Below are 26,591 nucleotides of genomic sequence, written 5' to 3'. Positions count from 1 at the left end.
TAACTATCCCGTTCAACAATATCCATCCAATTAACTACTGCGCCGCTTCACTCTTGGTAGTATTCTGTTATATCACATGCGACTAAGCAGTGAGCAGCCAATCCACCAGCAGTTCAACATTTAACCCTTGTATCCAACAAACATGGAGTGTTTACCATGACCTTGAAGCTACCCAGAAAAATTGCAATTATGGCAGTTAGCTTATTGGTGGTGTTTAATACCCAAGCGGCTAGCCTAGAATACCAAGCAGCCCCCGTTGATAATCCTCTCAAAGGCTTGGTGCCTTACGCAAATGAATGGAAAAAAGAACGTTTTCCGCATTCGATGGAGTTTCGTTATATAGGCATGGCGCAGATAATGAAAGGCTGGGGCAATTTTGACTGGCAAGCGATTGAACAAAGCCTCAATGACAGTAAGAAACGCGGTAAACAGGCCATTTTCCGCGTGTATTTGGAGTACCCAGGGAAACCAACAGCGATCCCCCAGTTTCTATTAGACGAAGGACTAATCGTCACTCATTGGAAAACGGCTAATCAGCAATCAGTAATAACGCCCAATTATGCCGACCTGCGCCTACGTAAAGCGATACGTGATTTCATTTTCGCCATGGGGGAAAAATACGATGGAGACCCTCGAATTGCCTTTATAACGGCGGGCATATTAGGACTTTGGGGGGAATGGCACACTTATCCACGAACTGACTTATGGGCTGACAAATCAGTACAACAAGACATCATCACATCTTACGAAAGCGCCTTCCGAGATACTTTTGTTTTATTGCGTTACCCTGCAGGGGAAAACAACCCTCAATACGCAGATAATAGAACGAACCAGCTGGGTTACCATGATGACTCTTTTGCTTGGGGTACGTTAGATACAGGCAACCCTTCTGAAGGCTGGTTTTTCATCCCCTTATTAAAGCAAGCGCAGATGACAGATAAGTGGAAAACAGTCCCCATTGGGGGCGAGATAAGGCCTGAGTTATGGCCGACAATATTTACCAAACAGCCTATAAAGCAGCAACAAAATTTCGCCCAATGTGTTTCTGAAACACACGTGAGTTGGCTGATGGACTCAGGGCTATTTGCAGAGAGATTTACCCTCGGAGAAGAACGCAAAAAACGCGCGATGATTGAAGTGAGAAAAATGGGCTATGAACTTCATGTATCTACAGTCACCCGCAAAGGTGACCAGCTAATACTAAAGATTGAAAACCGTGGAGTAGCACCCTTTTATTACAACTGGCCTATAGAGCTCCGCACCATGTTATCCAATGGCCAAACGCAAACGATTTACCCAGACTGGGAGCTATCGCAAATTCTTCCCGGTAAACCAGTCGAGTGGCACATAAAAATTGATAGCCGTGCAACCCAAATTAGCTTACGCATACCAAACCCTATGGAAGGCGGATCTGCCCTGCGCTTTGCCAATAAAGAATATGAGGGAGAATGGCTTAAGTTATAAATTACAGCACTGACTATCAATGAGGCTTATATTTATAGCGCTGTAAGTGGTATCTCTAGTTCAACGGTGACTAAGCCACACATATCAACGCTTACTTCTATGCCCTGCTTTGCCCATTGCTGATAGCCCGTTACCGTTATATTCACGTCATAGAAACCTTTCTCATCGCCATAACTTTCTATCACAGAGGGGTCACATTGTTCGCTAGTAACGTCTTTACTAAGCGAAAAACAGGCAGTGACGTAATTCCCCCCCCCTCCCGTTTGAGCAACAAAAGGGCCGTAAGCTGACCCTTTTACTTTAGATTGTTTTTATTCGATACCGTGCTTGGCTAATTCCTTACGCAATACCCTTACTTTTTGCTGTATAAACGCTTTCATCGATACATCACCAGAATCACATAATGGAGTGCTGGCTGCAGCATCAATCGCGCGGCTATCATAGATTAATTCACAACCTGGCGGGTTTGCTGCATCAGTAGCCAGTACGGTAGATTCAATCATCTCTCGACGCGATGCTAACGTCGCTTTCAGTTGGCTATCCCAGTCCATCTGTGTATCAAGGATGCGTTTAATTTCCTGATATAAGCGGCGCTTGTACACATCATCGGCGAACACGATGTCCCAAAGGATTGGGGTTACGCCTTGTAAGCGTTCGCTGCGCCAATCTCTGCTCCCCGTGCCTGGGAACACATAACTACCGGCGACATCTCTAAACGCATCAACATGACTTCCCCACGCGTCAGGGTGGTTATCACGGAAGGTAAAGTCGTAGTCATAGGTGAGGTAAGTCCACTTCTCTGTTATTGGATTGAGGTAAAGGTAATAGTTGTTAGCTACACGCACATAATGGTCAACCGCACCCACCACAATGTCACCAGCTTGCGCTCTTACAAAACCATCAATATCAAATTGCTCGGCTAATTCTGCTACCGTTGGTTCACTTTGCACAAAATGCATAAAGTTTTGCAATTCAACTCTGGCATCAGCAATCGATTTCTTCTTACTCTTCATATCGTAAGTAGGCCGATAAGGGGCAAATTGTGAGGTATTACCGCCGTTGTCGTTAATATCACTGTTTACAAAATCCGGATTAAGGAAGTTGTCACTGCCCAACCAATCTTCTCTATCTTCGGGATCTGACTTCTCAACACCAATCAAACAGAAATTGCTGTTAACGTAGCCTGAGCCATCCTCGTAGGGAGTACAGTTTGGGTTAGCAGCATCGGCGCTGCTCAAGTCTCCGCCTCCCACCTTAAATAGGTAACCATTTTCACCGAAATACCGCTTTAAATATGGCTTATCAACCGGCTCATCCATCATAAATACGCCCATATTGTAGCGTTGCGGCAACGACCGCCCATATAAGGTTTCGCCCTGCTCTCCGGTGAGCACTAATTCAACGCTGGCATGCGCCATTCGGCTGGTGGGGATGCCCGCGGTATTCAATAGATCATGAGCGAGCATTTCACGCTGATAACTAGGGTCATCTTTGTTAAATTTGAAGTAGAGCTTTTCAACATCATTAAACTCGCGACCATCATTGTCTGGCACGTCGGGAATATCGCGCCCTACACGCATACTACAATGCGCATTGTCTACAGCCGCTGGTTGGCCGTCATCATCAATACAGGCATAAACACTTTCGTCATCATCAAACTCTTCGTCAAATTTCAGTGAGAAGTGGAAGCGGCTAGGTTTGGCTGTCCAGCTTTCATCATCTTGTTGATACCATTTTTCGGGCCACTGGCGGCTAGTATTACCTCGCATTTTAAAGGCGACATGATCGAGCTGCTCAATCACATCGCCATTGTCATCGAGATATTCAAAAGTCACTTCTCGATACACTTCACTATGGGTCCATAAATTCCACGCGCCCCAACCATGGGCATCACCATTGGTGTAGCGGGCTCGCTCTGTGTCCAACACAAAGGCTAGCCACTCTTGCGCTGTCATAGTGATGCGCACATTATGCAAGCGATCGGTGGCGAAAATACCGGCAGAGCCATCTTGCTCACATGAAATAATGATATCAGCGGCGTCGTTGGCAGTTATAAACCCCTCACCGTTTTCGATCTCACACTCTTGCCGAGCAGGATCTCGTTCTATGTCGACTTGGTAACCTTGAAGGTCAAGCATAGTGGTCTCAAACATAAAACGACCATTTTGAGAAACAACTAACTGTTCTTCGCCATTTAGGCTTAGTTGCACGCTGGTGTTATTGGCTAAACCATTGATACTGCCAGATAAAGTAAAATCACCAGCCGCCAACACAACCGGAGTACAATTAACGCTAATGTTCGTAATGTTATCAGTACGTACAACACCGCTGCCATTTTCAATTTCACAGTGTATGCGGGGGGGCAAGTCGGCTAGACTTACTTGATAACTGGCACCTTCAAGCAAGCGATCAGGAAAACTAAATGTGCCAGCAGAGTCTCCAGCACTGGCAATTTGAATAGGCTCTGGTAGGCCGCCGTTTAGCGATACCATTAATACACCATAATCTGGAGTGCCGGTCACTGCCCCTGATACGAAGAATGTTATGGGTGGCTCGGGAGCAGGAGCAGGATCATCACCGCCGCCGCAACTCGCTAACAATACCGGTAATGCCACCAGTAAGCGGGGAGAAGCTACCAAGCTTAACGTTGATTTATTGAACATTTATCACTCCATATCATATAAACGATTGTGCAATTTCCCTATGCCATACGGCAGTGTACCCAAGTAGTGAAAGTGAATGTGAAGGTTTTATTAAAGGCTTGAACTCACTCGGTATGAGCCATCATATAAAGACTAAAAATAGGCCTTAGGTCACAAATAATAACAAATCAATCATTAACGACGAAGACCCAAATATCAAGATATTCAGCTGCTATACTCCGACGGTTAACAGTCTCTTTTAGTTCAATAGATTTGCAGACTGCTGTCGTCAAGCAAACACCCAATTCCCCCTAGCCTCTCCTAACTCACACCTACTTAGATTCTGTTGCTGTAGAAAGCCAGCAAGGTCAGTAATTGTTACCAGGCAAGGAATTGAAATACTGCTGTATATTTTGCTATTTCACGATAAAATCAGCCACTTTGCTCTTCGGGCTACTAAGCCCATTTGGCTCGCTGATATTTATAACTTGCTGCTGTTAGGCGCAGAGGAGAACCCTATGTTGTTTATATGTTCCGATATTCATGGCGACCATCAAGCTTTACGGCTCACATTGGCAGCGTTTGAACATAGCGGTGCTTCCCATTTGATTTGTTTGGGTGATGTACTTAACCATGGGCCAAGAAATCCAGTACCCGAGCATTATGATCCTTTGGCGGTAGCCGCGGATTTAAATGCCATTGCTGAGCGTATCATTGCTGTAAGAGGAAACTGTGACAGCGAAGTGGACCAAGCGCTGTGTGACTTTCCGTTATTAGCAGACTATAACCAATTGTTAATGGCAAAACGTAAAGTGTTTTTGTGTCATGGCCATAACTACGGCCCAGAGAAATTACCGCCTTTGGCTGAGGGCGACATATTGGTGAGTGGCCATAGCCATATTCCGCAAGCCAGCAAAGTAAGTAAGCATTTCTTGCTCAATCCCGGGTCGGTTTCTATGCCTCGTCAATCTTGGCAAGCAAGCTATGCGCTGATCACCGAACAGCAACTACAGGTATGTCGCTTAAGTGACCACGGGGTATTGCTAAGCTGCGAGTTGCTATAATTGAAACAATAAAAAACCGCCTTAACAGCGGTTTTTTATTGGGTTACCCACTGAATTACAAAATAGCCCAATGAAAAATCAAGCCTACATGACTGCCGTCACAGTTAGATGTACAGAAACTTTCAAGAAAAGGTGCGGTTTCTAAATCATACTTAATATGGGTGTAGCGCAGCTCAAGCCATGAGCGAGACTCGCCCAACATATATCCGATAAACCCGGTGTAACCTAGCGTATCCTCATAACGAGCGTAATACTTTTGGTCGCTGCCGATAAACTGCCCACCCACTTTATTGCTCATATGATAGGTGAGGCCGCCACCTAGCTTAAACGAATCGCTAATTTGGTAGTAAGGTAAGGCTTCTAGAACAAAACGGGTAAACCACATGCCTTGGTTACCGCTTGAAGTACTAGCAAAACTAAATTGGCTATCTACGTGGTAACCCGCACTTGTGATAATGCGAAAATCATCCACCAGCGGCCAGTCAACGCCGATGCTGGCTTTAAATAAGCCGCCACCTTTAATAATCGCATCATCGACAACGTTATAGTTTTCATCAAGGTAATAGGCTTCAGCGATATTATCACCGCCATAGGTAGCCCCTAAACTTAACAGTAGATCCCAGTTATTTTCTTTTGCGTAGTCCCCATAGCCTAGCTCGGCATTGGCAAGGTTTGGCAGTAGCATACAAATAACCACAAACACTTTGATAGACCCCTTCCTTTGGAGCATTTTGCTGAACAACATCCACATTGTCGTTGCGTTCCTTTATTGAAAAAAACGCAGTGTAGCAGAAGTTATTTATATAAAAAACAATAGCATAATAACCGAGATGGATAATTAGCTGGGCTTAGCTATCCCTAGCCAACTTATTGTACATATTTAGCAGTTATCTCTGCTAAGCGTTGGTGGTTTTCGGGAGCGGCGAGTTCTTTATCTAATAGGAGGATGACTTCTTTCGCCCAACTAAGTGTTGGTTTAAAAGCAAGGTAAAAGGGTGATTGATTTAATGTTCCGGCAAAACGAACATGGGATTTGTCTTGAATAAAACGTTGAATCACTCGCTCATCTTCAATAATGACCGCCGCTCGCTGATATTCCAGCATTTTGATTAATCTCGCTTGCGGATTATCGCCTTTGATAGAGTGTATGCTATTACGATTGTTGGGATCCTTAATGAAGCTATCTATGGGTTCTCCGTATCCATAACCTGCAATAACACCAAATGGCGTAGGCAGCGTTTGCAATGAGTTTTTATCGGTAAACTGCCAATTAGAATCGCTCGTCGTAAAGAAGCTCATTTTATAGTTCATGATTGGAGTCTGCGTAAACAATAGTTCTGGCGCTTCTTTATGAACCGCAGTAAGCAGTCCATGTATATGGCTTTCTGTATTGGCTAATTTTATTGCCCTCGTCCACGGGTAGTACTCAATGCTTAAAGTAATTTGATGTTTCGCGAGGATCTCACTGAGGTATTCAGACACTATCCCTGGATTGTGTTGGCTGTCTCCTGAGGTGTAAGGGGCCCAATGCGTTGTAGCAAGGGTTATTTCAGTCGGAATGTCAGCCATAAGAGGCGCAGACAACATGACACCTATCAACGTACTCATCATGGTGGCTTTCATTCACATTTCCTAATTTAGTTGACGCTTGAACTTATTTATTGTGCTCATCACCTAGATATAGACGACTTATAGATAATGGGCAAAGAGTTAGCCTTAGGCAACAACTATAACGTAAGCGCCCTACTCCTACTAAAGGGGGGCATTTTGTTAGCTAATTATGTAATCTGTGGCTGCGCAGCTATGTTGTAAGCCAATAGTGTTGGTGCGGCGGATACCTTTGGTCCGTTTAAGCTAGACCCTAGCAAAGCGCCATCTCAAAATAGTAACTTAACTGCTTGGAAAATTAACCTACCAGAGCCCAAACCGCCCGGGAAATGGCCGATATTAGAAATTGTAGCAAACGACCTAAATAATATTGAGAAGCCGCTTCCTCGCAACAACCAAGGGTTTTAAACAGACCCAGAAAACGGTGCGATGCTATTTAGAGCCTTAAACACCGCGCCAACCACCAAGAACAGTAAAAACGCTCGCAGTGAATTTAGCGAAATGGTGCGTAAAGGCAACATGATGTATGGCGACAAACACCCACGTAATAATTGGGTGCTCAATACCCATCCAGACCTGGGTAAGCACCAGTGGTAATGATGCTAACCCCTACTTTTCCTGCGGTAATTGGGCAAATTCATGGCTCTAAAAATGAGCCCTTGAAGATCTACTATCGTAAAATGCCAAACCACGACAAAGGGTCTATTTTCTGGAACTATAAAATTAATCCTGCCCAAAAAAACGCTATGATATTTCGCACAATGTCTGGGGTGACTTCACTCTCACTCAAAAAGATGACTCTCCTAAAAATGGAATAAGCTTGGGCGAAATTATCTCATAGGATGTGGATGTGGATGTGGATGTGAAAGGCGACACGATGACCTTAACCTTCATTCGAGGTAAAAGTGAAAACCGAGAAACTATTGTTAACCGCGTTAACCTTGTCTCCGGTTAACTAGACCAGACACTTGATACTGAGTAGGGTGCAGATTGGATGTAATTTAAAGCAGGTGCATACAACCAGTGTTACCAAGGTACAGAGCCCCCCGTGTGGGGCACAGGATGCTATAACAATGGTATTGAAGCGGGTGATACCCAGACTAGCTTCCATGAGTTAAAAACCTCTTACGGCAACCACTAGTACTGGTAAGTCCAATGTGGCACTATTCGCAGGCTACGGCCTGCTAGTAGTGCTGCCAAAAGCCTCTGCGTGCAGAAAGTAGTAAATACTTCTCTCTTTAGCGACAAAATACTCAACAAGCTAATCGCTAGCCGGTTTCGCGTTCGTTATCCCGATTAATATTTATTTATCTAAAGGGATAACCAGTAAGTCTACCGACACGTTATTCACCAACTCATGATGTTTAGAAGCTAAGCGATGCCAAAAACTATGCTCGTGACCACAAACGATCAAATCAGCCTCAATGTGCTTAATGGTGTTATCTAAACTTACACTCAAATCCCCGTGCATAACCAACTGGTTTTCGATTGGGTAGTCAGTGTCTGCGACAAGGGCTTTGAGTTGGTTGGCAAATTCTTTAAGGCTCGGATGCAAGGGCTCTATTGCCGCAAGGTCGAGATCAATCAATCCACTAAAAGCGGCATCATAGGCTGTCTCATCAACATAAATCAGCGACAATTTTGCGTCTAGGGCGTCAGCTAACAAAATAGCTTTGTCGATTAATTTCCTGCTATTCGGCGATAAATCAATGGCGACTAAAATATGACGATAGCTCATGAGGTGCTCCTCGTTTGTTTATTTAATCACTATAAGTTTAGTACTAACCAACAATAAAAGATCTGCTTGTTGCGCCAGTTTTAGTTTTTTTCAGGACAGTTTGACTTGGGTCAGTATTTACCACCGACATTGTATCCACTTTTTCTCATATCAATCACTTGAGCAGTGTCTGACATACCTTCACACAGGATGGTTATAGTCATTGTGTTACCTAGCGCTTCGATACGGCAAGAGAACATTTCACCTGGGGTCATATCATTCATTCTGTAAGCGCTTAGTTAACCCGGACTAAGTGTCAATTTGCTTAGCCAAATGACGAAACTAAGCTAATTGACGTTAAGTGATAATAGCGATACTTATATGGCAGCTTGTAGGCGTGCTACAGGGCGGTCATTTATAGGAAAGTGAATCAAGGCCGCACATAAAGCCAATATCACCGTAGACCACCAAATTGGCTCATAAGAACCATAATAATCGTAAATTCTGCCGCCAACCCAAGCCCCTAAAAAGCTGCCCACTTGATGGGTAAAGAAAACCAAACCATACAAGGTAGCGAGGTAACGCGCCCCAAATATCTGACGAACCAAGCCCGAGGTCAACGGCACCGTGCCTAACCAGCAAAAACCAATGGCTGCACCGAAAGCAATAGCCGAGTATTCTGTAATCGGTAAACTAACAAATCCGGCAATCACTAACGCACGGAAAAAGTATAAGGCTGACATCACATGACGCTTATTAAATTTATCGCCCATCATGCCCCAAAAATACGAGCCAAAAATATTGAAAACCCCCACATAGGCCAGCGCCATCGCGGCACTAGACACGGGCAAATTTTTATCCGCTAAGTAGCTAGGCAAATGGGTAGCTATAAACATGACATGAAAACCGCAAACAAAAAAACCGGCATGAATTAACCAGTAACCTTGATGAGAAAAAGCTTCTTTTAAGGCTTCGGCTAAGGTTTGTTGAGCAGTCACCTGTATTTGCGGCGTTGCTGGCTTATCAGGTTTCATAAACAGTACAAAAGCCACGATAAAAGCACATAACATGGCAAATACCTGCATGGCCGTTTGCCAGTCAAACTGCTGCAATAAGGTTTGCGCGCCAGGTATCATAGCAAACATACCAAAGGAACCTGCAGCCGTAGTTAAGCCAAAAGCTTTACTGGCATGCTCGGCGGGTACAACCTTGGCCACCGCCCCCAGGATGATGACATAACTGGTGGCACTCAATCCAAGCCCCACCAAAGCGCCTAAGGATAAATACAATATACTTGGCGTGGTCGCGATAGAGGTTAAGCCTAAGCCTAGTGCGTAGGCAATAGCTCCAACAATGATGATCCGTTTGGCTCCCCATCTATCTGATGCCATACCGACAAAAGGCTGAAATACACCAAATAGTAAGTTTTGCAGTGCAATGGTAAAACTAAACAGCTCTCGCCCGGTTTGAAAGTGTTCAGAGATGGGTATCATAAAAATACCAAACGATTGCCGGATCCCTAAACTGACAATTAGTATCCCAATGCCAAGCCAAACCAATACTGGAAAACGAAAAATACTCATGCAATGCTCTTAATGATGGTGGTGAGAATCATGGTTAGCTGACTCTGCGGTTTGCTGGTGACAGCCGCTATTTATTGCTTGCTCGGCAAGCAGGTCTAACAAGGGTTGATAATGGTGTACAGCGCTTAAGCTTAAAACTAATAAAAGGGTTATTCTGAGCAGCTCACCAAACATAGATTGTGAAAACATACCGCACTTCTAAGGGAAATAAGGGCCGGCATACTAGATAATTGGCAAGGGCGAATCAAATGACGATATGTAAGGTAGCTTATGATTTTTATGCATATATACGAACTGATTGGAATAGTGCGTGATAGCCAACAATGAAGCCAATCACTTTAACTGCGTTGCTTAGGCTCAATTTAGGAGAGCTTATTGCTGCTTGAGCGTTGTGTTAACTATATGCCCTAGCGAAAAAACAGCTTGCTTAGTGAGATTCTTTTGTGGGAAAACATTTGCTAACATTACGCGATTTTTTTTAACAGGGATATGAGTTGTGCTCGGAAATCGTTTTGACAATATTAATCTCAAAGGTGATCTGTTTGGCGGTGTAACCACTGCTATTATCTCTTTACCCTTAGCTCTCGCCTTTGGTGTTGCCTCTGGTGCGGGTGCTGAGGCAGGCCTTTGGGGCGCGATAATGGTGGGCTTTTTTGCTGCCTTGTTCGGCGGTTCAAACACCCTTATCTCTGAACCCACCGGCCCAATGACCGTTATCATGACAGCGGTACTAACCAGTATGATGGCTAAGTATCCAGAAACGGGTATGGCGATGTCATTTACGGTGGTAATGATGGCAGGGGCTTTTCAAGTACTATTGGGCACCCTAAAACTGGGCAAATACGTCACTTTAATGCCTTATAGCGTAATTTCAGGTTTCATGTCTGGAATTGGCGTGATCTTAATCATTTTGCAATTGTCTCCCCTACTCGGTCACTCAGCACCCGCTGGTGGAGTAGTAGGCACGCTGTCAGCGCTACCAGAAACCTTAGAAAACATCGATTTTAGTGAGCTATTTTTAGGCTTACTGACCTTAGCGGTATTGTTTTATTTCCCTAAAAAATATAGAAAATACGTGCCTGCACAACTGGTAGCATTAGTGGCCGTTACCCTGATATCGGTATTTTTATTTGATAGCGAAAGTATTCGCCGTATCGGTGAAATTCCGGCTGGTTTGCCTTCATTAGTGCTACCTCATTTTAATGCTGAGATGTTTACCACCATGGTGATTGATGCCTTAGTATTAGGTACTTTAGGCTGTATAGATACCCTGCTTACCGCCGTTATTGGAGATTCCTTAACCCGAAAAGAGCACGATTCAGATAAAGAGCTACGCGGCCAAGGCTTAGCCAACATGATTTCTGGTCTATTCGGTGCGTTACCTGGAGCGGGTGCTACCATGGGCACCGTCACCAATATTCAGGTGGGTGCGCGCTCCCCCATTTCGGGCATGGTGCGTGCATTGGTACTGGCGTTAGTGGTACTGGTGGCGGGTGGGCTTACCGAACCTATCCCTATGGCAGTATTAGCCGGCATCGCTGTTTACGTGGGTTTCAACATTCTAGATTGGAGCTTTATTCAACGCGCCCACAAAGTCAGCATCCAAGGCATGGCCATCATGTATGGGGTGATGTTACTGACCGTTTTTGTTGACCTCATTGCCGCTGTTGGACTAGGTGTATTTATTTCTAATATCATCATCATTGAGAAGCTAAGCAGAGAGCAAGCCCGCCAAGTGAAGGCGATCAGTGATGCAGATGAAAATGATGTTCCTCTCACCGACAGTGAGCGGGCACTGTTAGATCAAGCTGACGGTAAGGTGTTGTTTTTCTACTTGTCTGGGCCAATGATCTTTAGTGTATCAAAAGCGATATCGCGCCAACACTCTAGCATTGCTGATTACCAAGTAATGATCTTAGATTTAACCGACGTGCCAATGATCGATGTCACCGTAGGCTTGGCGCTAGAAAATGCGATTAAAGATGCCCAAGATGCTCATTGTGAAGTTTTACTGCTGTGTCCAAACACCCAAACACGCCAACAATTAGAAAAATTTAATATCTTGGAATTAATCTCAGACGACAATGTTTACTCGTTTAGAGAGCAAGCTTTGCAAGCCGCTCTTAAACATGTAGCGACTGAAATCAAGCCATTGAGTGTGAGTTAGGTTTGTAAACATGTCTCTGTGACTCTAACAGGCTGGCAACACGTGAATTAAGCTTAACTGACTAAATCATTAAGCTTAATTCAATGCTTGTTTTACTCACTTTTCACTTGCAGATTAGCTTGGTTCACAACTGTGATAATTGACTCACTTCGATACTCTCTTCCCCTACCCACTCTTTCCTCTGAGATAGAACTCACTCGGTAGATTAAGCCTAGAGCGAAAATCAGCCATGTTTACACTTCTTTACTCCTGTTTACCTTGCTTTATATAGGCCCGCGTATACTTAATACTTAGAGAAGAGTGAGGCCCATCATGAGAAAATTTAAGATAACTGCAGCGCTGCTTATAGCAGTAATTACAGGCATGTGGTTTCACGCAGAGGCCCATTTATTGCCTTACGATAACTTCTTCCAATGGCGTGCCGCTTTTGTCCAGTATAGCGGGATGATTGCGGTTACTTTAATGAGCCTTACCATGCTGCTGGCCTTACGTTTGCCGTTAATTGAACAATTTACCCGCGGCTTAGATAAATCCTACCGCTTACACAAATGGACCGGTATCGCAGCAGTATCAACTGGTGCCGTTCACTGGCTTATCGCCATTGTGCCTAAGTACTTAGTGGGGGCGGGCTTACTAGAGCGCCCCATTAAGGGTGGCGGCCCCAATAACCCTGATTCCTTTTATGCCCTCGTTAAACCACTACGAGGTTTAGCCGAGCAGCTAGGGGAATTGGCCTTTTACACCTTGGTGGTTTTATCTATTGTCGCTGTTGTCGGCCTTATTCGCTATAAAGGCTTTAAGCTCTCTCATAAGCTCATGTCAGTTGCGTTTTTAGTGATCGCTTTCCACTCGGCAATACTGATTAAACACAGTTATTGGCCCTACCCGATTACCTACTTTTGTTTAACGCTGATAGCCGCCGGCAGCCTTGCCGCAGTTTACAGCTTATTGGGGCGTATTGGTAAATCCAAACACTACCTTGCTAAGGTCGCCAGTTTTAACTTTTCGGCGCAAAATAAAGTCGTAGATCTACAGCTAAATGTGCCTCGTTGGCGTGGTCATCACAGTGGTCAATTTGCTTTTGTGCAATTCCCTGGTGAAGAACCTCATCCATTTACTATTGCGTCAGCCTATTCAGAAAGTGGCAATATGCGCTTTATGATTAAAGAGTTGGGTGACTTTACCTCAACCCTAAAAAATACGCTTAGCATCGGCCAAGCGGTAAAAGTTGAAGGGCCTTACGGCTGTTTTAATTTTAGCGACCCCGCTCCACAACTATGGTTAGCCGGAGGAATTGGCATTGCTGCCTTTAAGGCCATCTTGGAGGAGCGTCAATCCTCAATGAATAATGTTAAAACTGACTTGTATTACTGCACCGATACGCCAGATGAACAGCTTATTGACGAACTTCAGCAGCAAGCTGTTAACGCCAATGTTACGCTTACCATTGTCGATAAACAGGAACCTTTATTGTGCGTTGAAACATTGCAGCAACAGATCAATGATTTACTCACACGCAAAATATGGTTCTGTGGGCCGGTTAAGTTCTCTGCCGCAATCAAGCGAGATTTGAGCAAACAAGGTTACAACTTAGCACACTACCATGAAGAGCTATTTGAAATGCGCTAAACGCCTATACTAGCCACAATGGCTAAGCTAGGGACTGAATTGTCGTCAATATACTGAGAGTTTATCTAAGATCTAGAACAATTCAGTTTCCACCTAAACCTTTAACAAGTACTAGAGCTATAAACACAGGTCCATTTTATTTGGGCCCTAAAGGAAAGCACCGAGTAACTACAGTAAAACAACATACATTAGTTAGTTTTTTGTGGTAGCAAGCGCAGATTAAGCTCGCTCCTTCTTAGCTTAGAAGATAACGTTGTAGAGGAAACCAGCGCTTATTGCCATACTCAAAATCACCATCAAAAAAGCCACAATCATTGGGTTTTTAAAAATAGATTTGAGTAAAATAACTTCGGTTAAGCTGGCGCCAGCACTACCAATAATCAGAGCCATCACCGCGCCTAAACTCATGCCTTTTGCCGCTAATGCTGCGCTTAAAGGAATCACCGCTTCAGCACGAAGATACAAGGGGATACCAATCACCGCCGCCACAGGTATTGCCAAAGGATTATCATCATTGGCAAATTTAGCGACGAACTCGCTTGGCATAAAACCATAAATAAGAGAGCCCACTGCAATACCACCAAGCAGGTAAGGTAATACTTTCTTAAAATCGCCCCACGTACTATTCCAAATAAGTTGCCACTTGCTTGGTGTCGTTATGGTATTAGCGCCACACGTCGAGCCTGCACAGCTTTTTTCTGGGCTAAGATAAGCCTCGGCTTTGACATATTTTTCGAAACCTAGTTTCTCTAAACTGTATCCGGCAACCACTGAAACACCCATCGCGATGACAAAATAGAACACGCTCACCGTTAGGCCGAACGTTACCGCAAACAAACCAATAATAATGGGGTTTAGTAAGGGGCTGGCAAACAAAAACACCATCATGGTGCCAAAGCCCGCCTTCGCTCTAAGTAAGCCTTTTAAAAAAGGAATGGTAGAGCACGAACAAAATGGTGTAATCGCCCCCAGAAAACCAGCCACCAAATAACCACTGCCATTTTTTCCACTCAGTATGCGTTGGATTTTTTCTGGAGAGATGTAGTGCTGCAGTACTCCCACTAAGTAACTAATTGCTAAAAACAACACGCTTAGCTCTAGTGCCAAGAAAGCAAACATGTTTAGTGCTTGCATAACCATTTCGCTATTTATAAATAACATTTCAAATAAACCCATATTTCTAGAATATTCGAAATATAAAGGCAGCGGCTAGAATGATCAAGTTATTTCCAGTAATATCGAAATATATAATTAAGCGGAGCCTAAAATGAATACCGACACAATTGCTAAAGCCCTTAAGGAATTAGGTCACCCTACTCGTTTAAATGTTTTTCGACGAGTGGTTAAAGCTGGCCATGCAGGTATCGCAGTGGGTGGCCTGCAAGAGCAGTTATCGATACCTGGCTCTACTTTATCTCACCATATAGCCGGTTTAGTGTCTGCAGGCTTATTATCGCAAAGGCGCGAGGGCCGAACCTTATTTTGCATAGCCGAGTTCGATAAGTTACAAACAGTGATTAGCTTTTTACAAGATGAATGCTGTGCCGACGAACAACTAGAGCAAGGGTAACTACCTCTAAAACTTTCGGTAAAGAGCTTTATAAGCGCTCATTAGCCGCGATATCCGAGACTAAATACCCCGCCCTCTATCGCCGAGTTATAACCGATGCCAAATATAAGATGCTTGGTCGGCGCATAACGTAAACCGATTTCACCGCCCCACCTTTTGTCTGTATCTGTATGCCACTCGGCTTCACAGTCGGTGCAAAATAGCGTAATGCCATCGGTGTATTGTTGCGTGTCTTCAAGCAAGGCCCCACCACCGTAAACACTAATATCATTAGATAAACTGTAACTAAGTCCAATCCGTAGCATGGTTAAATCACGCTGACCTTGTGCGGGGGCGTCTAACGGCAGGCTTTGTTGTTTAGATTTTGCATAACCCAGATAGTAGCCCCAGCGAGAGTAGTTTTTATCATAGTGGTTTACCGCAATGGTAATCCCCAACATATCATCAGTGGCTTGCTGATAATCGATAAAGGCGGCCGCCCAAGGGATGGTTGTAGCCGTGCTGGCTTTAGGTTGAGTGCTAAACAATAAAAACGTAGCGACTAATAAAAAAGAAATGAACCTAGATTTACGACTAATGATTGGAAAAAACAACACCTGAAACACCTTTAAACCTTTATTTTATTACCTCCTTGTATGTTTTTAAGTGGGCTAATAGTCTCATTATTTGTGCTAAATTGAAACAAGCCATCAGCAGCAATTAGCGATAGCACCTGCCGCTTAGGGTGGTTTTAAACACAGTCATTTCTTTAGCTATTTACGCTCTAATATGGGCTGCATAAGACACATTTACAAGATGGCTATTGTTGAGTGATTTAGCGATTTCCCCTGGCATTATTTATCTATAGTTATGCTGATTGAATCTAGTTAAGCTATTGATTAAATTGCTAAGTTGACTATGCTGAACAGAATAGATAATGAGAGGATTTAGCGATGTTCCAATTAACGGGCCGTAAAGTAGTTATTTTTGCCTTAATATTTTTAATCATTAATTACATTGTTGCCGTTATCTGGAGCTCCGAACCTGAGCGCATCGACATCAAGCTATACTCGCAAGAACAGGCGGTAGCTGATGGGCAAGAGATGGTGACAGGCTATGCGACGACTACCGCTTTGGCTTTTGTGGCTCAAACCCTATTAGATAAACCAGGCGGTTATCTCAGTAATGACAAAATGCCGCCCAGTGTATTCATGGACAACATGCCTAGCTGGGAACTAGGCGCATTAAACCAGGTACGTGATTTATCGCTGGTTATGCGTAAAGACTTTAGTCGCTCTCAAGCTCAATCAGTTGAGCATGCTCAGCTAAAAATAGCCCAACCCAAGTTTAACATTGACCACACTAGTTGGCAGTTACCCAGCGCAGAGGGCGAATACCAAGAAGCGATCAAGGCCCTATTAGAGTATCGCCGCCAACTCGCTGACCCTACCGATCCCAATGCTCAATTTTATGCCAGGGCCGATAACTTAGTGACTTGGTTAAACGAGGTGCAATCTCGGCTTGGCGGTATGTCTCAAAAGCTATCCGCATCCGTAGGCCGTGAGCGACTAAATACCAGCTTAGTTGGTGAGGAAGGCGCTGAGCAGTCGACATTTACGCCTTCAGAAACCATGGTAAAAACTTCTTGGTGGAAGATTGACGATGTATTTTATGAAGCTCGTGGCGAGGCTTGGGCGCTATTGCACTTCTTCCAAGCGGTTGAAGTAGATTTTAAAGGGGTGTTAGAGAAGAAAAACGCCACCATTGCGGTTCGCCAAATTGTTCGTGAACTAGAGGCTACCCAAGAACCGATTTGGAGTCCGATGATTTTGAATGGTACAGGCTTTGGTTTAGTTGCAAACCATTCTTTGGTGATGGCTAACTATATATCTAGAGCTAATGCCGCCATCATTAACTTAAATAACTTGCTTACCAATGGTTAGGCTCCTTAGCCGTTGATGGTTTTAAAACACCAATAGCAACGCTCAACCGTTACGAATAAATACCCACAACAAAAGCAGCGTTGATTCGCTGCTTTTGTCGATTTACACTGCCCTAACTTTTCTTTTTGGATATAACGCTCATGGACAAGCAACAAGCAATTGAAGCGGCCACTTTCAGGCGCTTACTAGAACACCTAGACCAACACAAAGAAGTGCAAAATATTGAACTGATGAATTTGGCTGATTTCTGCCGTAATTGTTTAGCTAAATGGATGGTAAGCGCTGCCGAAGAGCAGGGTGAAACATTAAGCTATGAACAAGCTCGCGAAAAAGTCTACGGAATGCCCTACTCACAATGGAAAGAGCATCACCAATTGCCTGCTACCGATGAGCAAATGGCCATATTCAAAGCAAAAGAAGCCGCTAAATCCAAATAAGCAACGGAACGAACAAACCCTAAAACTTGAGCTGCAATGAGCGCATTACTCATCCGGTCCGTATAGTTAACTAAACCAACGATGATTGAGGTGAGTAGATGCCAAAATCAATATGGATTAAAAGCAAGGCTGGCAACAACGCAAAAACCCTGGTGTTGGCAGGTTCATTGCTCGCGTTGCTGGCTGTTAGCACACTTTATGTGCCTGCGGTGTTGGTATCGATTGTTGCTTCAATGCTGTTTTTTCTCGCTTATTTGGGGATCCGAGTAGGCGTAGAAAAACTGTTACAACCGGTTTACTCAGTGGTGCTTTGTTATGACCATTTGCAGTTTCACCATCGTTATGGCGGCTGGTGTTTGCCTTGGGACAAACTTCAAAGGATCGATATACCGCGCTTACATGACGGTTTAAATTGGCATGATATGAACTACGTAGGATTGCGCTTAAACGATCCTGATTACCTACTGGACAGTTTATCACCTCGCCTATCAGCCCATTTACTCACCGAGCAACGTGCAGCCTTACTGGCATCACTAAGACGCAGTTGCCAACATTGCCAAGATAGTCATGTGAGTGACCATTTGATTGAAGACGACTATTTTAAGTCTGCCAGTGGCAAAATTTATACCGGACTTACCGGCATGTTTGCCAATCGCATGAAAAAACTACGTGAGTTAACCGGCTACGATTTATTAATTGACCAAACCATTTTAGATAGAGAAGCAGAAGATTTTGTGGCTCTGGTACGCAACTACAAAAATAGTGCGATAAGTCATCATTAGATAACATGCCTAGTGATACAGCGAGGCATTTTAACCTACTAATACCTAGGTTTATCACTACCTTCAACAGTGCGCAGCAATTTCAATGTCCACATATATTGTTCTGGTGAGCGCAAAATGAGTTTCTCTACTTCTTGATTCATACGCAAGGTATCGTTAGCAACGTCGTTGCTTGGGAAGTCTTGCATTGGTGGGTGAATATACAATTTAACTTTATGTAACTCGCTGTCATACCCAGCATAGATAGGCACCACCTTAGCACCACTCAACTTAGTCATCTTCCCTAGCACGGGCAAGGTGGCTTTTTGAGTAGCAAACAATGGTGTCATTAGGCTGGCTTCAGGGCCAAAGTCTTCATCTGGTAGGTAGATACAGCCAAAACCCGCTCGTACAGCCTTAATCAAGGTTTTAATACCCGCATCTCGCTCAAAAATAACGCCACCAAATCGGGTGCGTTGTTTCGCCATCGCCCAATCAACAATCGGGTCACCGGTTTTCTTGAACATGGTGCACATATCATGACCACGAGTACAAAAGTAAGTGCCCAAAAAGTCAACAGGGTAGGTATGTGGCAACAAAATAATAAAGCGTTCGTTGTTATCTAGCAGCTTTTTAATATTGTCTTCACCGTCAACCACTATTCTGCCTTGCAAGTAGCGTTTAGAACGAACGGTCATTTCGCCCGCCCCCAAAATAAGCTGAGCAAAAATCTGCATGTTTTTCAGCATGACCTGCTCACGCTGGTAGGCGCTCATCTCTGGAAAGCATAACTCTAAATTAGTATCTGCAATAGCCCGGCGCTTTTTTAGGGCCTTTAAGTTAAAGATTTTATTAGCAATAGCTACTGCGATCCGATCGCGAATTTTAACCGGAACAAACGCAAACAAAATAATTAGACCGCCGAGTAGCCAAGAGCCCCAGTATTTAGGGGCTAACCAAGCCTTTGAGAAAGGAATAGAAAATGCTTGAGACTCAAACTTAGACATAGCGATAGAACACAACCCACATAGATATTTTTAAACTGCGCGTCAGTTTACTGGCCTTAGCAGGTAAAGCAAGTCTGCACGCCAAGCACCTCATAATATTGAATGGGTTGCATCAAGGTTAGACGAAACAAAATGGTCTAACTGCGGTGCCATTAGTAGTGGTTCATCTTGCCATAGAATCGCTTTACGCATTTTTGATCGCGCATCTTGCACCTGTGGTTCAAACTCTTTAGAGCTAATCCAATGCTCACGGCTTGGCCATTGCGAATATGATATCCAAGTACCATCAGACGCTTTGTGTAAGCGCGAACCTAAAGCCCCGCATTTATCGATATTAAAGTGAATGATTTCCGACCATCCCTCTTTAAAAGACTGAAGATGTTCTTCATTTAATTTCCAACGAAATAACACTACGTACATCGGCACACTCCTTAACGCTTAATACATCTCTAACTATGGTGTCAGCGAGTCAAAAAACACAAGTTGACTAAGTAAACTCTGCTACACAGTTATCAATTAATTGACTTAACTCAGTTTTTCGCTGGTCACTGGCATAACTTGCCTGCACAGCCGTAGTACTTAAATCGGCTATTTGCTGTATATTCCAATCAAAGGTATCAGCACAAGCTTGCAAGTTGTCTAACAAATACCCACCAAAATAAGCGGGGTCATCAGAGTTAATCGTTACCGCCAAACCATGTTGCAACATTTTGGGTAATGGATGGTCAGCCAACTGCTTTACTACTTTTAGTTTTACGTTACTAAACGGACAAACGGTCAATGGCATTTTGGCAGTTGCCAACTGTTTCACTAGCTCAAGATCTTCTAAACAACGAACGCCATGATCGATCCGAGATACATCGAGTAGCTTCCAAGCATTAGTGACATTACTGGCAGGCCCTTCTTCTCCAGCATGCGCTACACGTTGTAATCCAAGAGTTTTAGCCATGGCAAAGACTTGCTGAAATTTTTCAGGGGGGTGCCCTTGTTCACTGGAGTCTAAACCCACGCCAATAATATGCTGCAAATGCGGTTTACAAGCGTTTAAGGTGTCAATGGCAGATTGTTGTGATAAATGACGTAAGAAACACAGTATATACTCACAGGTAATACCATATTGTTGCTTGGCCTGTTGTTTAGCCCTGACTAAGCCGCTAATAACATTAGCAAGCGCTACCCCTCTTTCGGTATGAGTTTGCGGGTCAAAGAATACTTCGCAATGTAATACGTTATCACGTTGGCACGTTTCGAAATAAGCCCAAGCCAAATCATAGAAATCTTGCTCTGTTTGCAGTACTTCAGCCCCTTGATAATAGAGGTCTAAAAACTCCTGCAAGTTACTAAATTGGTAAGCCTGTTTAAGGGCATCTACCGATGGATAAGGTAAAACTATATTGTTGCGCTCTGCCAACTTAAACATTAACTCAGGCTCTAAACTACCTTCTATATGTAAGTGAAGCTCAACTTTAGGTATTTTTTTAATAAATTCGGACTTATTAGACATCAATTACTCCTTTTTCTTCTGAGCTTAACAAAGATTCTCACTATTGTTGCTGATAAGTTATTTTTTCCTAGCGCTTTTTGGGCACTCTACGTTACCCTAAATTAGTGATATTTCTGGTTCTAAGGAAGAATAATGAGTAAAGCAGTCATTTGTGACATTGATGGAGTGTTGTTACACGACAACCAGTTAATCGACGGAGCCAAAGCATTTATCGAACGTCTACTGGCACAGAAGACCAAATTGGTAATTCTAACCAATTACCCAGCACAGACCCCACAAGACTTACAAAACCGCTTTCAAACTGCAGGGGTCGATATTCCAGAGAGTTGTTTCTATACCTCAGCGATGGCGACGGCTGATTTTTTGAAAAGACAAGATGGCAACAAAGCCTACGTGATTGGCGAAGGGGCTTTAATACACGAACTGTATAGTGCAGGTTTCACCATTACCGACATCAACCCTGACTTTGTAGTAGTAGGAGAAACCAAAAACTATAACTGGAATATGATTCAACATGCTGCCAAATTTGTTGCTCAAGGGGCACAATTTATTGCGACTAATCCAGACACCCACGGCCCCAACATGAGCCCTGCCTGCGGCTCTTTATGCGCCCCCATTGAAAGAATCACCGGTCGCCAGCCCTTCGTTGTAGGCAAACCTAGCGCTTGGATTATCCGCGCCGCATTAAACAAAATTGGCGCCCATGCTGAAGACACTGTCATTATTGGCGACAATCTGCGCACCGATATATTAGCGGGCTTTCAAGCTGGCTTAGAAACCATTCTAGTGCTGTCGGGGGTAAGTAGTGAACAAGACATCGATATGGTGCCATTTAGACCCAATTATATTTTTCCCAATGTGGCCGCTATCGACATCGTATAAATATAAAAACTAGGTAACAATGGATATCTCATTACTAATTACAATCACCTTTTTGGCGGGATTTCTCGCTCATTTGGCTCATTTACCGCCATTGATTGGCTTTTTAGCTGCAGGGTTTCTGCTGCGTGAAATAGGCTTTGAGCAAAACGAACTTATTTCTACCTGCGCTGACTTAGGCGTTACTTTGCTGCTCTTTACTGTAGGCTTAAAGCTCGACGTTAGAACCCTTTTCAAACGAGAAGTATGGGGAACAGCTACCGCGCATTTAGGTACCAACATGCTGCTATTTGTAGGCACCCTTTCAGCGGTAAAATGGTTTGGTATTAGCAGCATTAGTGAACTCTCCAGCAATGGTATTTTAGTACTCGCTTTTGCACTGTGTTTTTCAAGCACCGTATTCGCTGTAAAAGTATTAGAAGATAAAAGTGAAATGAATGCGCTGTATGGCCGAGTAGCCATCGGTGTATTGATTATGCAGGATATCTTCGCCGTGGTGTTCTTAGCAGCGACTACTGGCAAGCTTCCCACCATGTACGCCCCGCTGTTGTTAATTTTACTGCCATTAAGGCCACTGCTTTATCGTTTACTCAACCGGGTTGGCCATGGTGAATTACAACTAGTTTTGGGGTTTTTCCTCACTTTTGTACTCGGCGCACAACTGTTCGATCTGGTCGGTTTAAAAGCTGATTTAGGGGCGCTAATGATAGGTATGTTGTTAGCCGGGCATCCCGCGGCGAGTGGTATGGCCAAAGCACTATTCAGCTTTAAAGAGCTCTTTTTGGTGGCTTTCTTCCTCTCCATCGGTCTATCGAGTGAACTGAGTGTAGAGTCGATTTATATAGCGTTATTTTTAGTTGGCTTACTGGTCGTAAAATCTACTTTCTATCTCCTCTATCTATTGATATTTAGATTACGTTCGCGCACGTCTTTTTTAGGCGCGATGAGTTTAGCAAACTACAGTGAGTTTGGATTAATTGTGACCGCGGTTGCGGTGCAGTTAGGATGGGTTGATGCCTCCTGGATGGCTACCTTAGCCCTCGCGGTGGCGATTAGTTTCTTAGTGGCAGCGCCCGTACATAAAAACGCTGACATCATTTACCAGTTTATTCGACCAGCGCTAAAACGCTTGCAGCGCAGTAAACTACACCTTGAAGATCAACCCATTGAACTTGGTCAAATGCAGGTAGTCATTTTGGGTATGGGCCGAATTGGTGAAGGCGCCTACGATATGCTGCAACAGTATTATCCTGACTTAGTGATCGGTATTGATACCGATTTAGAAAAAATTCAACATCAAATTGAAAGTGGTCGAGCGGTTATTCAAGGTGATGCCACAGATTCCGACTTTTGGGAAAAACTGGCCCCCTCTACCGACTTAAAATTAGTGTTGTTAGCCATGCCTCATCACCACGGTAATCAATACGCTTTAAAACAGCTGCAAAAAGGACCGTTTAATGCAAAAATTGCGGCAATCGCTCAGTTTGCAGATGACGCTGAAAAGCTAAAACGGCTTGGTGCAGATGAAGTGTTCAACTTATACAATGAAGCAGGTGCGGGTTTTGCCGATCACGTACATGCGCAGTTAATTGCTAACAATAAACCACCAGAATAAGGCCTAAATTTTACAGAAAGACTTATAAAAATAGCCAGTTTGTTAATAATTCATCGATTTCTGGCTTTTTTTAGCAAAAAATACCTTTCAGGGCTTGCAATAATTTCTGATCTTGGCAAATTGAAGGCAATATTTGGATAAATGGCGAAGTACCATTTGTTCGAGAGCAAACACAAAGTAGTTAAGGGAAGAGTATGTGTTCCATATTTGGAGTTCTAGACATTAAATCGGACCTCAGTGTATTGCGTAAGCAAGCACTAGAGATGTCAAAACGTTTACGCCACCGTGGCCCAGACTGGTCAGGTATTTACACTTCAAAAAATGCCATCTTAGTACATGAGCGTTTATCTATTGTTGACGTGAATACTGGCGCACAACCTCTTTATAATCCCGAGAAAACGCATGCTCTTGCTGTTAATGGCGAGATTTACAATCACAAAGACCTTAAAGCTCAGTTAAATGTAGATTTTGAATTTCAGACAGAGTCTGATTGTGAAATCATTTTGGCCTTATACAAAGAAAAAGGCGTTGAGTTCTTAGATGACTTAAACGGCATTTTTGGTTTTTGTTTATACGATGCAGAAGAAGATGCTTACCTTATTGGTCGTGACCATATCGGTATTATTCCGCTATATACTGGTTACGACGAGCACGGTAACTTTTACGTTGCTTCAGAAATGAAAGCTCTTACACCTATCTGTAAAACCGTTAGTGAGTTCCCTCCAGGCCATTACTTATACAGTAAAAATGGCAGCGAGCCCGTTAAATACTATGAACGCGACTGGATGGATTACAGCAACGTAGAAAACAACGATGCTAGCGTGGAAGATGTAAAAGTTGCTTTAGAAGCAGCGGTTAAACGCCAACTAATGTGTGACGTACCTTACGGTGTATTACTGTCTGGTGGTTTAGATTCTTCAGTCATTTCTGCTATTACTAAGATTTACGCGGACAAACGTATTGAAGACAACGACAACTCTGAAGCGTGGTGGCCACAGCTACACTCTTTTGCGGTTGGCCTTGTCGGTTCTCCAGACCTTATTGCAGCCAAAAAAGTGGCCGACCATTTAGGTACTGTTCACCACGAAATTCACTTCACGGTTCAAGAAGGCATCGACGCGCTTCAAGACGTTATCTACCATCTAGAGACCTACGACGTAACCACTATCCGTGCGTCTACTCCTATGTACTTAATGGCGCGTAAAATTAAAGCCATGGGTATCAAAATGGTATTGTCGGGTGAAGGCGCTGACGAAATATTCGGTGGCTACTTATACTTCCATAAAGCGCCAAATGCTAAAGAATTCCATGAGGAAACTTTACGTAAGCTTGAGAAGTTACACATGTTCGATTGTAACCGAGCTAACAAATCGCTTGCTGCTTGGGGCATTGAAGGCCGTGTACCATTCCTAGACAAAGAGTTTATGGATGTTGCCATGCGCATCAATCCTGAAGCGAAAATGTGTGCTGGCGATAAAATCGAAAAGCATATTGTTCGTGAAGCTTTTGAAGGTTACCTACCCGCTGAAGTGGCATGGCGTCAAAAAGAGCAGTTCTCTGACGGTGTTGGTTACTCGTGGATCGACAGTTTAAAAGAGTTAGTTGAACTGGAAGTATCTGATCAAGAATTAGCTAATGCGGCATTCCGCTTCCCAATTAATACTCCAGATACTAAAGAAGCTTACTACTACCGCAGCATGTTTGAAGAGCACTTCCCACAAGACTCGGCGGCAGAGTGTGTACCTCACGGTAAATCTGTAGCCTGTTCAACGCCTGAGGCGATTGCATGGGATGCCAGCTTTGCTAATAACGCCGATCCTTCTGGACGCGCGGTACTGTCAGTACACAACGAAGCCTACTAAACACTTTTTAGCTTGAACCACCGCTAAAAACAAAAAACCGATGCCGCAGCATCGGTTTTTTTATTGGCGAATTGAAGTGTATTACTGAATCATGCAGGCAACATAAGCGGCAGTAAAAGAAACTTCTTGAAAGGCTTTTAAGCCAGTTGCAGTAAACTCAACAGGCATGGGGTTATCTTTTAGTACTTGCTTAGATTGTGGTGCTGAGATCAGCTCAACCTTAAGGTCGGCAATCAGCTCAATGGCGGCTTCCATTTTAAAACCTACTGCCCCACCGGCAAATTTGCCTTTCATTGGTCGTTGCTTAATAGCAACCACTTCGACTTTGTAGTCACTCATAAGTTTAGTAAAAGCAAACTGAAATTCGCGAAGGTGCTGGGTACTATTAATATCAGTGAGCGTTAATCGTCGCACCCGGCAATCAGGTATTAAAAACAAGCCGTCTTCTAAGGTCAACAGGCTAACAATTACTTCGTTACTTTTTATTTCGACGCCACAAACTTTCATGATAAAACCCAAGTATAAAAAAATTAGTATAAAACATGCTGACAACAAAGCAGAGAGAACTTTTACCAAAGCAGCTAATTGTACAATCTAGTTATTGCGCAGCAAAACCGAACAACACTAGCCATGAATTTGGTTAAAAGCTTATTCTAATCACAAAATCCATTACGCTTTGAGTCTCGACCTTCACCCTGAACAATGCTCAAATTATGAGAAATCGTTGTATTAGCTGTCAGCCATTAAAAAAGACCGCTTAGCGGCCTTTTTCATCAGCATTAAGTATTGGTCAGATTAAAATGGCATTTTCATACCAGGAGGCATCTGCATACCACCTGTTACTTCAGCCATTTTTTCTTTGCTGGTTTCTTCGACTCTGCGCACTGCATCATTAACCGCAGCGGCCAACAAATCTTCGATCATATCTTTATCGTCTTCCATTAAACTATCGTCTAGCTCAACTCGGCGCACATTGTGGTTACCTAACATAACCACCTTAACAAGGCCTGCGCCAGCTTCACCGGTAACTTCCATTTTAGCGATATCTTCTTGAGCGCGCTGCATGCGATCTTGCATTTGCTGCGCCTGTTTCATTAGGTTACCCATTCCGCCTTTAAACATAACTACACTCTTCTCTTCTATTAGTTATAACAGCGACA

The 26,591-nt window shown here is 43.6% G+C and carries 27 protein-coding genes; 13 read left to right on the top strand and 14 right to left on the bottom strand.

From position 1 onward, the window contains the following. Nucleotides 1-156: 156 nt before the first annotated feature. Nucleotides 157-1,464 (top strand): DUF4832 domain-containing protein, encoded by a 1,308-nt coding sequence (locus tag ACVFI8_RS19965; protein ID WP_457872460.1) that lies wholly within the window; start codon nucleotides 157-159, stop codon nucleotides 1,462-1,464. Between the two features lie 32 nt (nucleotides 1,465-1,496). On the opposite strand, the gene ACVFI8_RS19960 is transcribed toward ACVFI8_RS19965, so the two are convergent. Both ACVFI8_RS19960 and ACVFI8_RS19955 read right to left on the bottom strand, forming a co-directional pair. Continuing rightward, nucleotides 1,497-1,649, bottom strand: a complete 153-nt coding sequence (locus ACVFI8_RS19960) for a hypothetical protein (RefSeq protein WP_457872459.1) — start codon at nucleotides 1,647-1,649, stop codon at nucleotides 1,497-1,499. 126 nt (nucleotides 1,650-1,775) lie between these two features. Then, entirely contained in the window at nucleotides 1,776-4,127 is a 2,352-nt protein-coding gene (locus ACVFI8_RS19955; protein WP_457872458.1) for a CotH kinase family protein, read from the bottom strand. 497 nt (nucleotides 4,128-4,624) lie between these two features. On the opposite strand from ACVFI8_RS19955, the gene yfcE reads away from it, so the two are divergent. After that, entirely contained in the window at nucleotides 4,625-5,170 is a 546-nt protein-coding gene (gene yfcE, locus ACVFI8_RS19950) for a phosphodiesterase (protein WP_248711845.1), read from the top strand. A gap of 55 nt (nucleotides 5,171-5,225) precedes the next feature. Here the strand turns inward: yfcE and ACVFI8_RS19945 are convergent, their stop codons facing one another. After that, nucleotides 5,226-5,921 (bottom strand): hypothetical protein, encoded by a 696-nt coding sequence (locus tag ACVFI8_RS19945; RefSeq protein ID WP_248711846.1) that lies wholly within the window; start codon nucleotides 5,919-5,921, stop codon nucleotides 5,226-5,228. A 116-nt stretch (nucleotides 5,922-6,037) separates the two neighbouring features. Next, nucleotides 6,038-6,793, bottom strand: a complete 756-nt coding sequence (locus ACVFI8_RS19940; RefSeq protein ID WP_457872457.1) for a hypothetical protein — start codon at nucleotides 6,791-6,793, stop codon at nucleotides 6,038-6,040. Between the two features lie 414 nt (nucleotides 6,794-7,207). Here ACVFI8_RS19940 and ACVFI8_RS19935 point away from each other — a divergent pair, with 414 nt between their 5' ends. Beyond that, on the top strand, nucleotides 7,208-7,375 hold the full coding sequence (locus tag ACVFI8_RS19935) for a hypothetical protein (protein WP_457872456.1): 168 nt from the start codon (nucleotides 7,208-7,210) through the stop codon (nucleotides 7,373-7,375). Then, nucleotides 7,375-7,596 (top strand): polysaccharide lyase family 7 protein, encoded by a 222-nt coding sequence (locus ACVFI8_RS19930; protein ID WP_457872455.1) that lies wholly within the window; start codon nucleotides 7,375-7,377, stop codon nucleotides 7,594-7,596. The genes ACVFI8_RS19935 and ACVFI8_RS19930 overlap by 1 nt, the downstream gene beginning before the upstream one ends. Nucleotides 7,597-8,081: 485 nt before the next feature. Here ACVFI8_RS19930 and ACVFI8_RS19925 read toward each other — a convergent pair whose 3' ends face one another. The 3 genes from ACVFI8_RS19925 to ACVFI8_RS19915 all read right to left on the bottom strand — a co-directional run bounded on the left by ACVFI8_RS19925 (nucleotide 8,082) and on the right by ACVFI8_RS19915 (nucleotide 10,267). Next, nucleotides 8,082-8,516 carry a universal stress protein gene (locus tag ACVFI8_RS19925; RefSeq protein WP_457872454.1) on the bottom strand — a complete coding sequence of 145 codons (435 nt, stop codon included), beginning with the start codon at nucleotides 8,514-8,516 and terminating at the stop codon, nucleotides 8,082-8,084. 356 nt (nucleotides 8,517-8,872) lie between these two features. Then, a complete protein-coding gene (locus ACVFI8_RS19920) occupies nucleotides 8,873-10,078 on the bottom strand; it encodes an MFS transporter (RefSeq protein WP_248711849.1) in 1,206 nt (401 codons plus the stop codon). Nucleotides 10,079-10,087: 9 nt separating this feature from the next. Continuing rightward, nucleotides 10,088-10,267 (bottom strand): hypothetical protein, encoded by a 180-nt coding sequence (locus tag ACVFI8_RS19915; protein ID WP_248711850.1) that lies wholly within the window; start codon nucleotides 10,265-10,267, stop codon nucleotides 10,088-10,090. A 307-nt stretch (nucleotides 10,268-10,574) separates the two neighbouring features. Between ACVFI8_RS19915 and ACVFI8_RS19910 the strand changes: the two genes are divergently transcribed. Beyond that, nucleotides 10,575-12,245 (top strand): SulP family inorganic anion transporter, encoded by a 1,671-nt coding sequence (locus ACVFI8_RS19910; protein WP_248711851.1) that lies wholly within the window; start codon nucleotides 10,575-10,577, stop codon nucleotides 12,243-12,245. 312 nt (nucleotides 12,246-12,557) lie between these two features. After that, nucleotides 12,558-13,874, top strand: coding sequence for a ferredoxin reductase family protein (locus ACVFI8_RS19905; protein WP_457872453.1), 1,317 nt, complete (start codon nucleotides 12,558-12,560; stop codon nucleotides 13,872-13,874). Between the two features lie 240 nt (nucleotides 13,875-14,114). Here ACVFI8_RS19905 and ACVFI8_RS19900 read toward each other — a convergent pair whose 3' ends face one another. After that, nucleotides 14,115-15,035: a permease gene (locus tag ACVFI8_RS19900; RefSeq protein ID WP_248711853.1), complete on the bottom strand. Its 921-nt coding sequence runs from the start codon at nucleotides 15,033-15,035 to the stop codon at nucleotides 14,115-14,117. A 106-nt stretch (nucleotides 15,036-15,141) separates the two neighbouring features. On the opposite strand from ACVFI8_RS19900, the gene ACVFI8_RS19895 reads away from it, so the two are divergent. Next, nucleotides 15,142-15,444, top strand: a complete 303-nt coding sequence (locus ACVFI8_RS19895; protein ID WP_248711854.1) for an ArsR/SmtB family transcription factor — start codon at nucleotides 15,142-15,144, stop codon at nucleotides 15,442-15,444. A 41-nt stretch (nucleotides 15,445-15,485) separates the two neighbouring features. On the opposite strand, the gene ACVFI8_RS19890 is transcribed toward ACVFI8_RS19895, so the two are convergent. Beyond that, nucleotides 15,486-16,040 carry a porin family protein gene (locus ACVFI8_RS19890; RefSeq protein WP_248711855.1) on the bottom strand — a complete coding sequence of 185 codons (555 nt, stop codon included), beginning with the start codon at nucleotides 16,038-16,040 and terminating at the stop codon, nucleotides 15,486-15,488. 336 nt (nucleotides 16,041-16,376) lie between these two features. Here ACVFI8_RS19890 and ACVFI8_RS19885 point away from each other — a divergent pair, with 336 nt between their 5' ends. The 3 genes from ACVFI8_RS19885 to ACVFI8_RS19875 all read left to right on the top strand — a co-directional run bounded on the left by ACVFI8_RS19885 (nucleotide 16,377) and on the right by ACVFI8_RS19875 (nucleotide 18,585). Then, nucleotides 16,377-17,366 carry a DUF2333 family protein gene (locus tag ACVFI8_RS19885; RefSeq protein ID WP_248711856.1) on the top strand — a complete coding sequence of 330 codons (990 nt, stop codon included), beginning with the start codon at nucleotides 16,377-16,379 and terminating at the stop codon, nucleotides 17,364-17,366. 140 nt (nucleotides 17,367-17,506) lie between these two features. After that, the gene (locus ACVFI8_RS19880; protein WP_248711857.1) at nucleotides 17,507-17,803 is read left to right on the top strand and encodes a DUF1244 domain-containing protein; all 297 of its coding nucleotides are present in this window, start codon (nucleotides 17,507-17,509) and stop codon (nucleotides 17,801-17,803) included. Between the two features lie 98 nt (nucleotides 17,804-17,901). Next, nucleotides 17,902-18,585 carry a DUF2982 domain-containing protein gene (locus ACVFI8_RS19875; protein ID WP_248711858.1) on the top strand — a complete coding sequence of 228 codons (684 nt, stop codon included), beginning with the start codon at nucleotides 17,902-17,904 and terminating at the stop codon, nucleotides 18,583-18,585. A 38-nt stretch (nucleotides 18,586-18,623) separates the two neighbouring features. Here ACVFI8_RS19875 and lpxM read toward each other — a convergent pair whose 3' ends face one another. The 3 genes from lpxM to ACVFI8_RS19860 all read right to left on the bottom strand — a co-directional run bounded on the left by lpxM (nucleotide 18,624) and on the right by ACVFI8_RS19860 (nucleotide 21,075). Beyond that, a complete protein-coding gene (gene lpxM, locus ACVFI8_RS19870; protein ID WP_457872452.1) occupies nucleotides 18,624-19,571 on the bottom strand; it encodes a lauroyl-Kdo(2)-lipid IV(A) myristoyltransferase in 948 nt (315 codons plus the stop codon). A gap of 90 nt (nucleotides 19,572-19,661) precedes the next feature. Continuing rightward, entirely contained in the window at nucleotides 19,662-19,991 is a 330-nt protein-coding gene (locus tag ACVFI8_RS19865; protein ID WP_248711860.1) for an antibiotic biosynthesis monooxygenase family protein, read from the bottom strand. A 67-nt stretch (nucleotides 19,992-20,058) separates the two neighbouring features. Further along, nucleotides 20,059-21,075: an adenosine deaminase gene (locus ACVFI8_RS19860; protein WP_248711861.1), complete on the bottom strand. Its 1,017-nt coding sequence runs from the start codon at nucleotides 21,073-21,075 to the stop codon at nucleotides 20,059-20,061. 132 nt (nucleotides 21,076-21,207) lie between these two features. Here ACVFI8_RS19860 and ACVFI8_RS19855 point away from each other — a divergent pair, with 132 nt between their 5' ends. The 3 genes from ACVFI8_RS19855 (at nucleotide 21,208) to asnB (ending at nucleotide 25,431) form a co-directional block, all read left to right on the top strand. After that, nucleotides 21,208-21,957: an HAD-IIA family hydrolase gene (locus tag ACVFI8_RS19855; RefSeq protein ID WP_305883127.1), complete on the top strand. Its 750-nt coding sequence runs from the start codon at nucleotides 21,208-21,210 to the stop codon at nucleotides 21,955-21,957. Nucleotides 21,958-21,976: 19 nt separating this feature from the next. Continuing rightward, the gene (locus tag ACVFI8_RS19850; protein ID WP_248711862.1) at nucleotides 21,977-23,569 is read left to right on the top strand and encodes a cation:proton antiporter family protein; all 1,593 of its coding nucleotides are present in this window, start codon (nucleotides 21,977-21,979) and stop codon (nucleotides 23,567-23,569) included. Between the two features lie 194 nt (nucleotides 23,570-23,763). Continuing rightward, nucleotides 23,764-25,431 carry an asparagine synthase B gene (gene asnB, locus ACVFI8_RS19845; RefSeq protein ID WP_457872449.1) on the top strand — a complete coding sequence of 556 codons (1,668 nt, stop codon included), beginning with the start codon at nucleotides 23,764-23,766 and terminating at the stop codon, nucleotides 25,429-25,431. An 81-nt stretch (nucleotides 25,432-25,512) separates the two neighbouring features. Here asnB and ACVFI8_RS19840 read toward each other — a convergent pair whose 3' ends face one another. Together ACVFI8_RS19840 and ACVFI8_RS19835 are read right to left on the bottom strand one after the other, a co-directional pair. Beyond that, nucleotides 25,513-25,938, bottom strand: a complete 426-nt coding sequence (locus ACVFI8_RS19840) for a DUF3010 family protein (protein WP_248711864.1) — start codon at nucleotides 25,936-25,938, stop codon at nucleotides 25,513-25,515. Between the two features lie 288 nt (nucleotides 25,939-26,226). Further along, nucleotides 26,227-26,553, bottom strand: a complete 327-nt coding sequence (locus tag ACVFI8_RS19835; RefSeq protein WP_248711865.1) for a YbaB/EbfC family nucleoid-associated protein — start codon at nucleotides 26,551-26,553, stop codon at nucleotides 26,227-26,229. Nucleotides 26,554-26,591 lie beyond the last annotated feature (38 nt).

Source organism: Agarivorans sp. MS3-6 (assembly GCF_054112545.1).
This window is presented reverse-complemented; position numbering and strand designations above follow the sequence as displayed.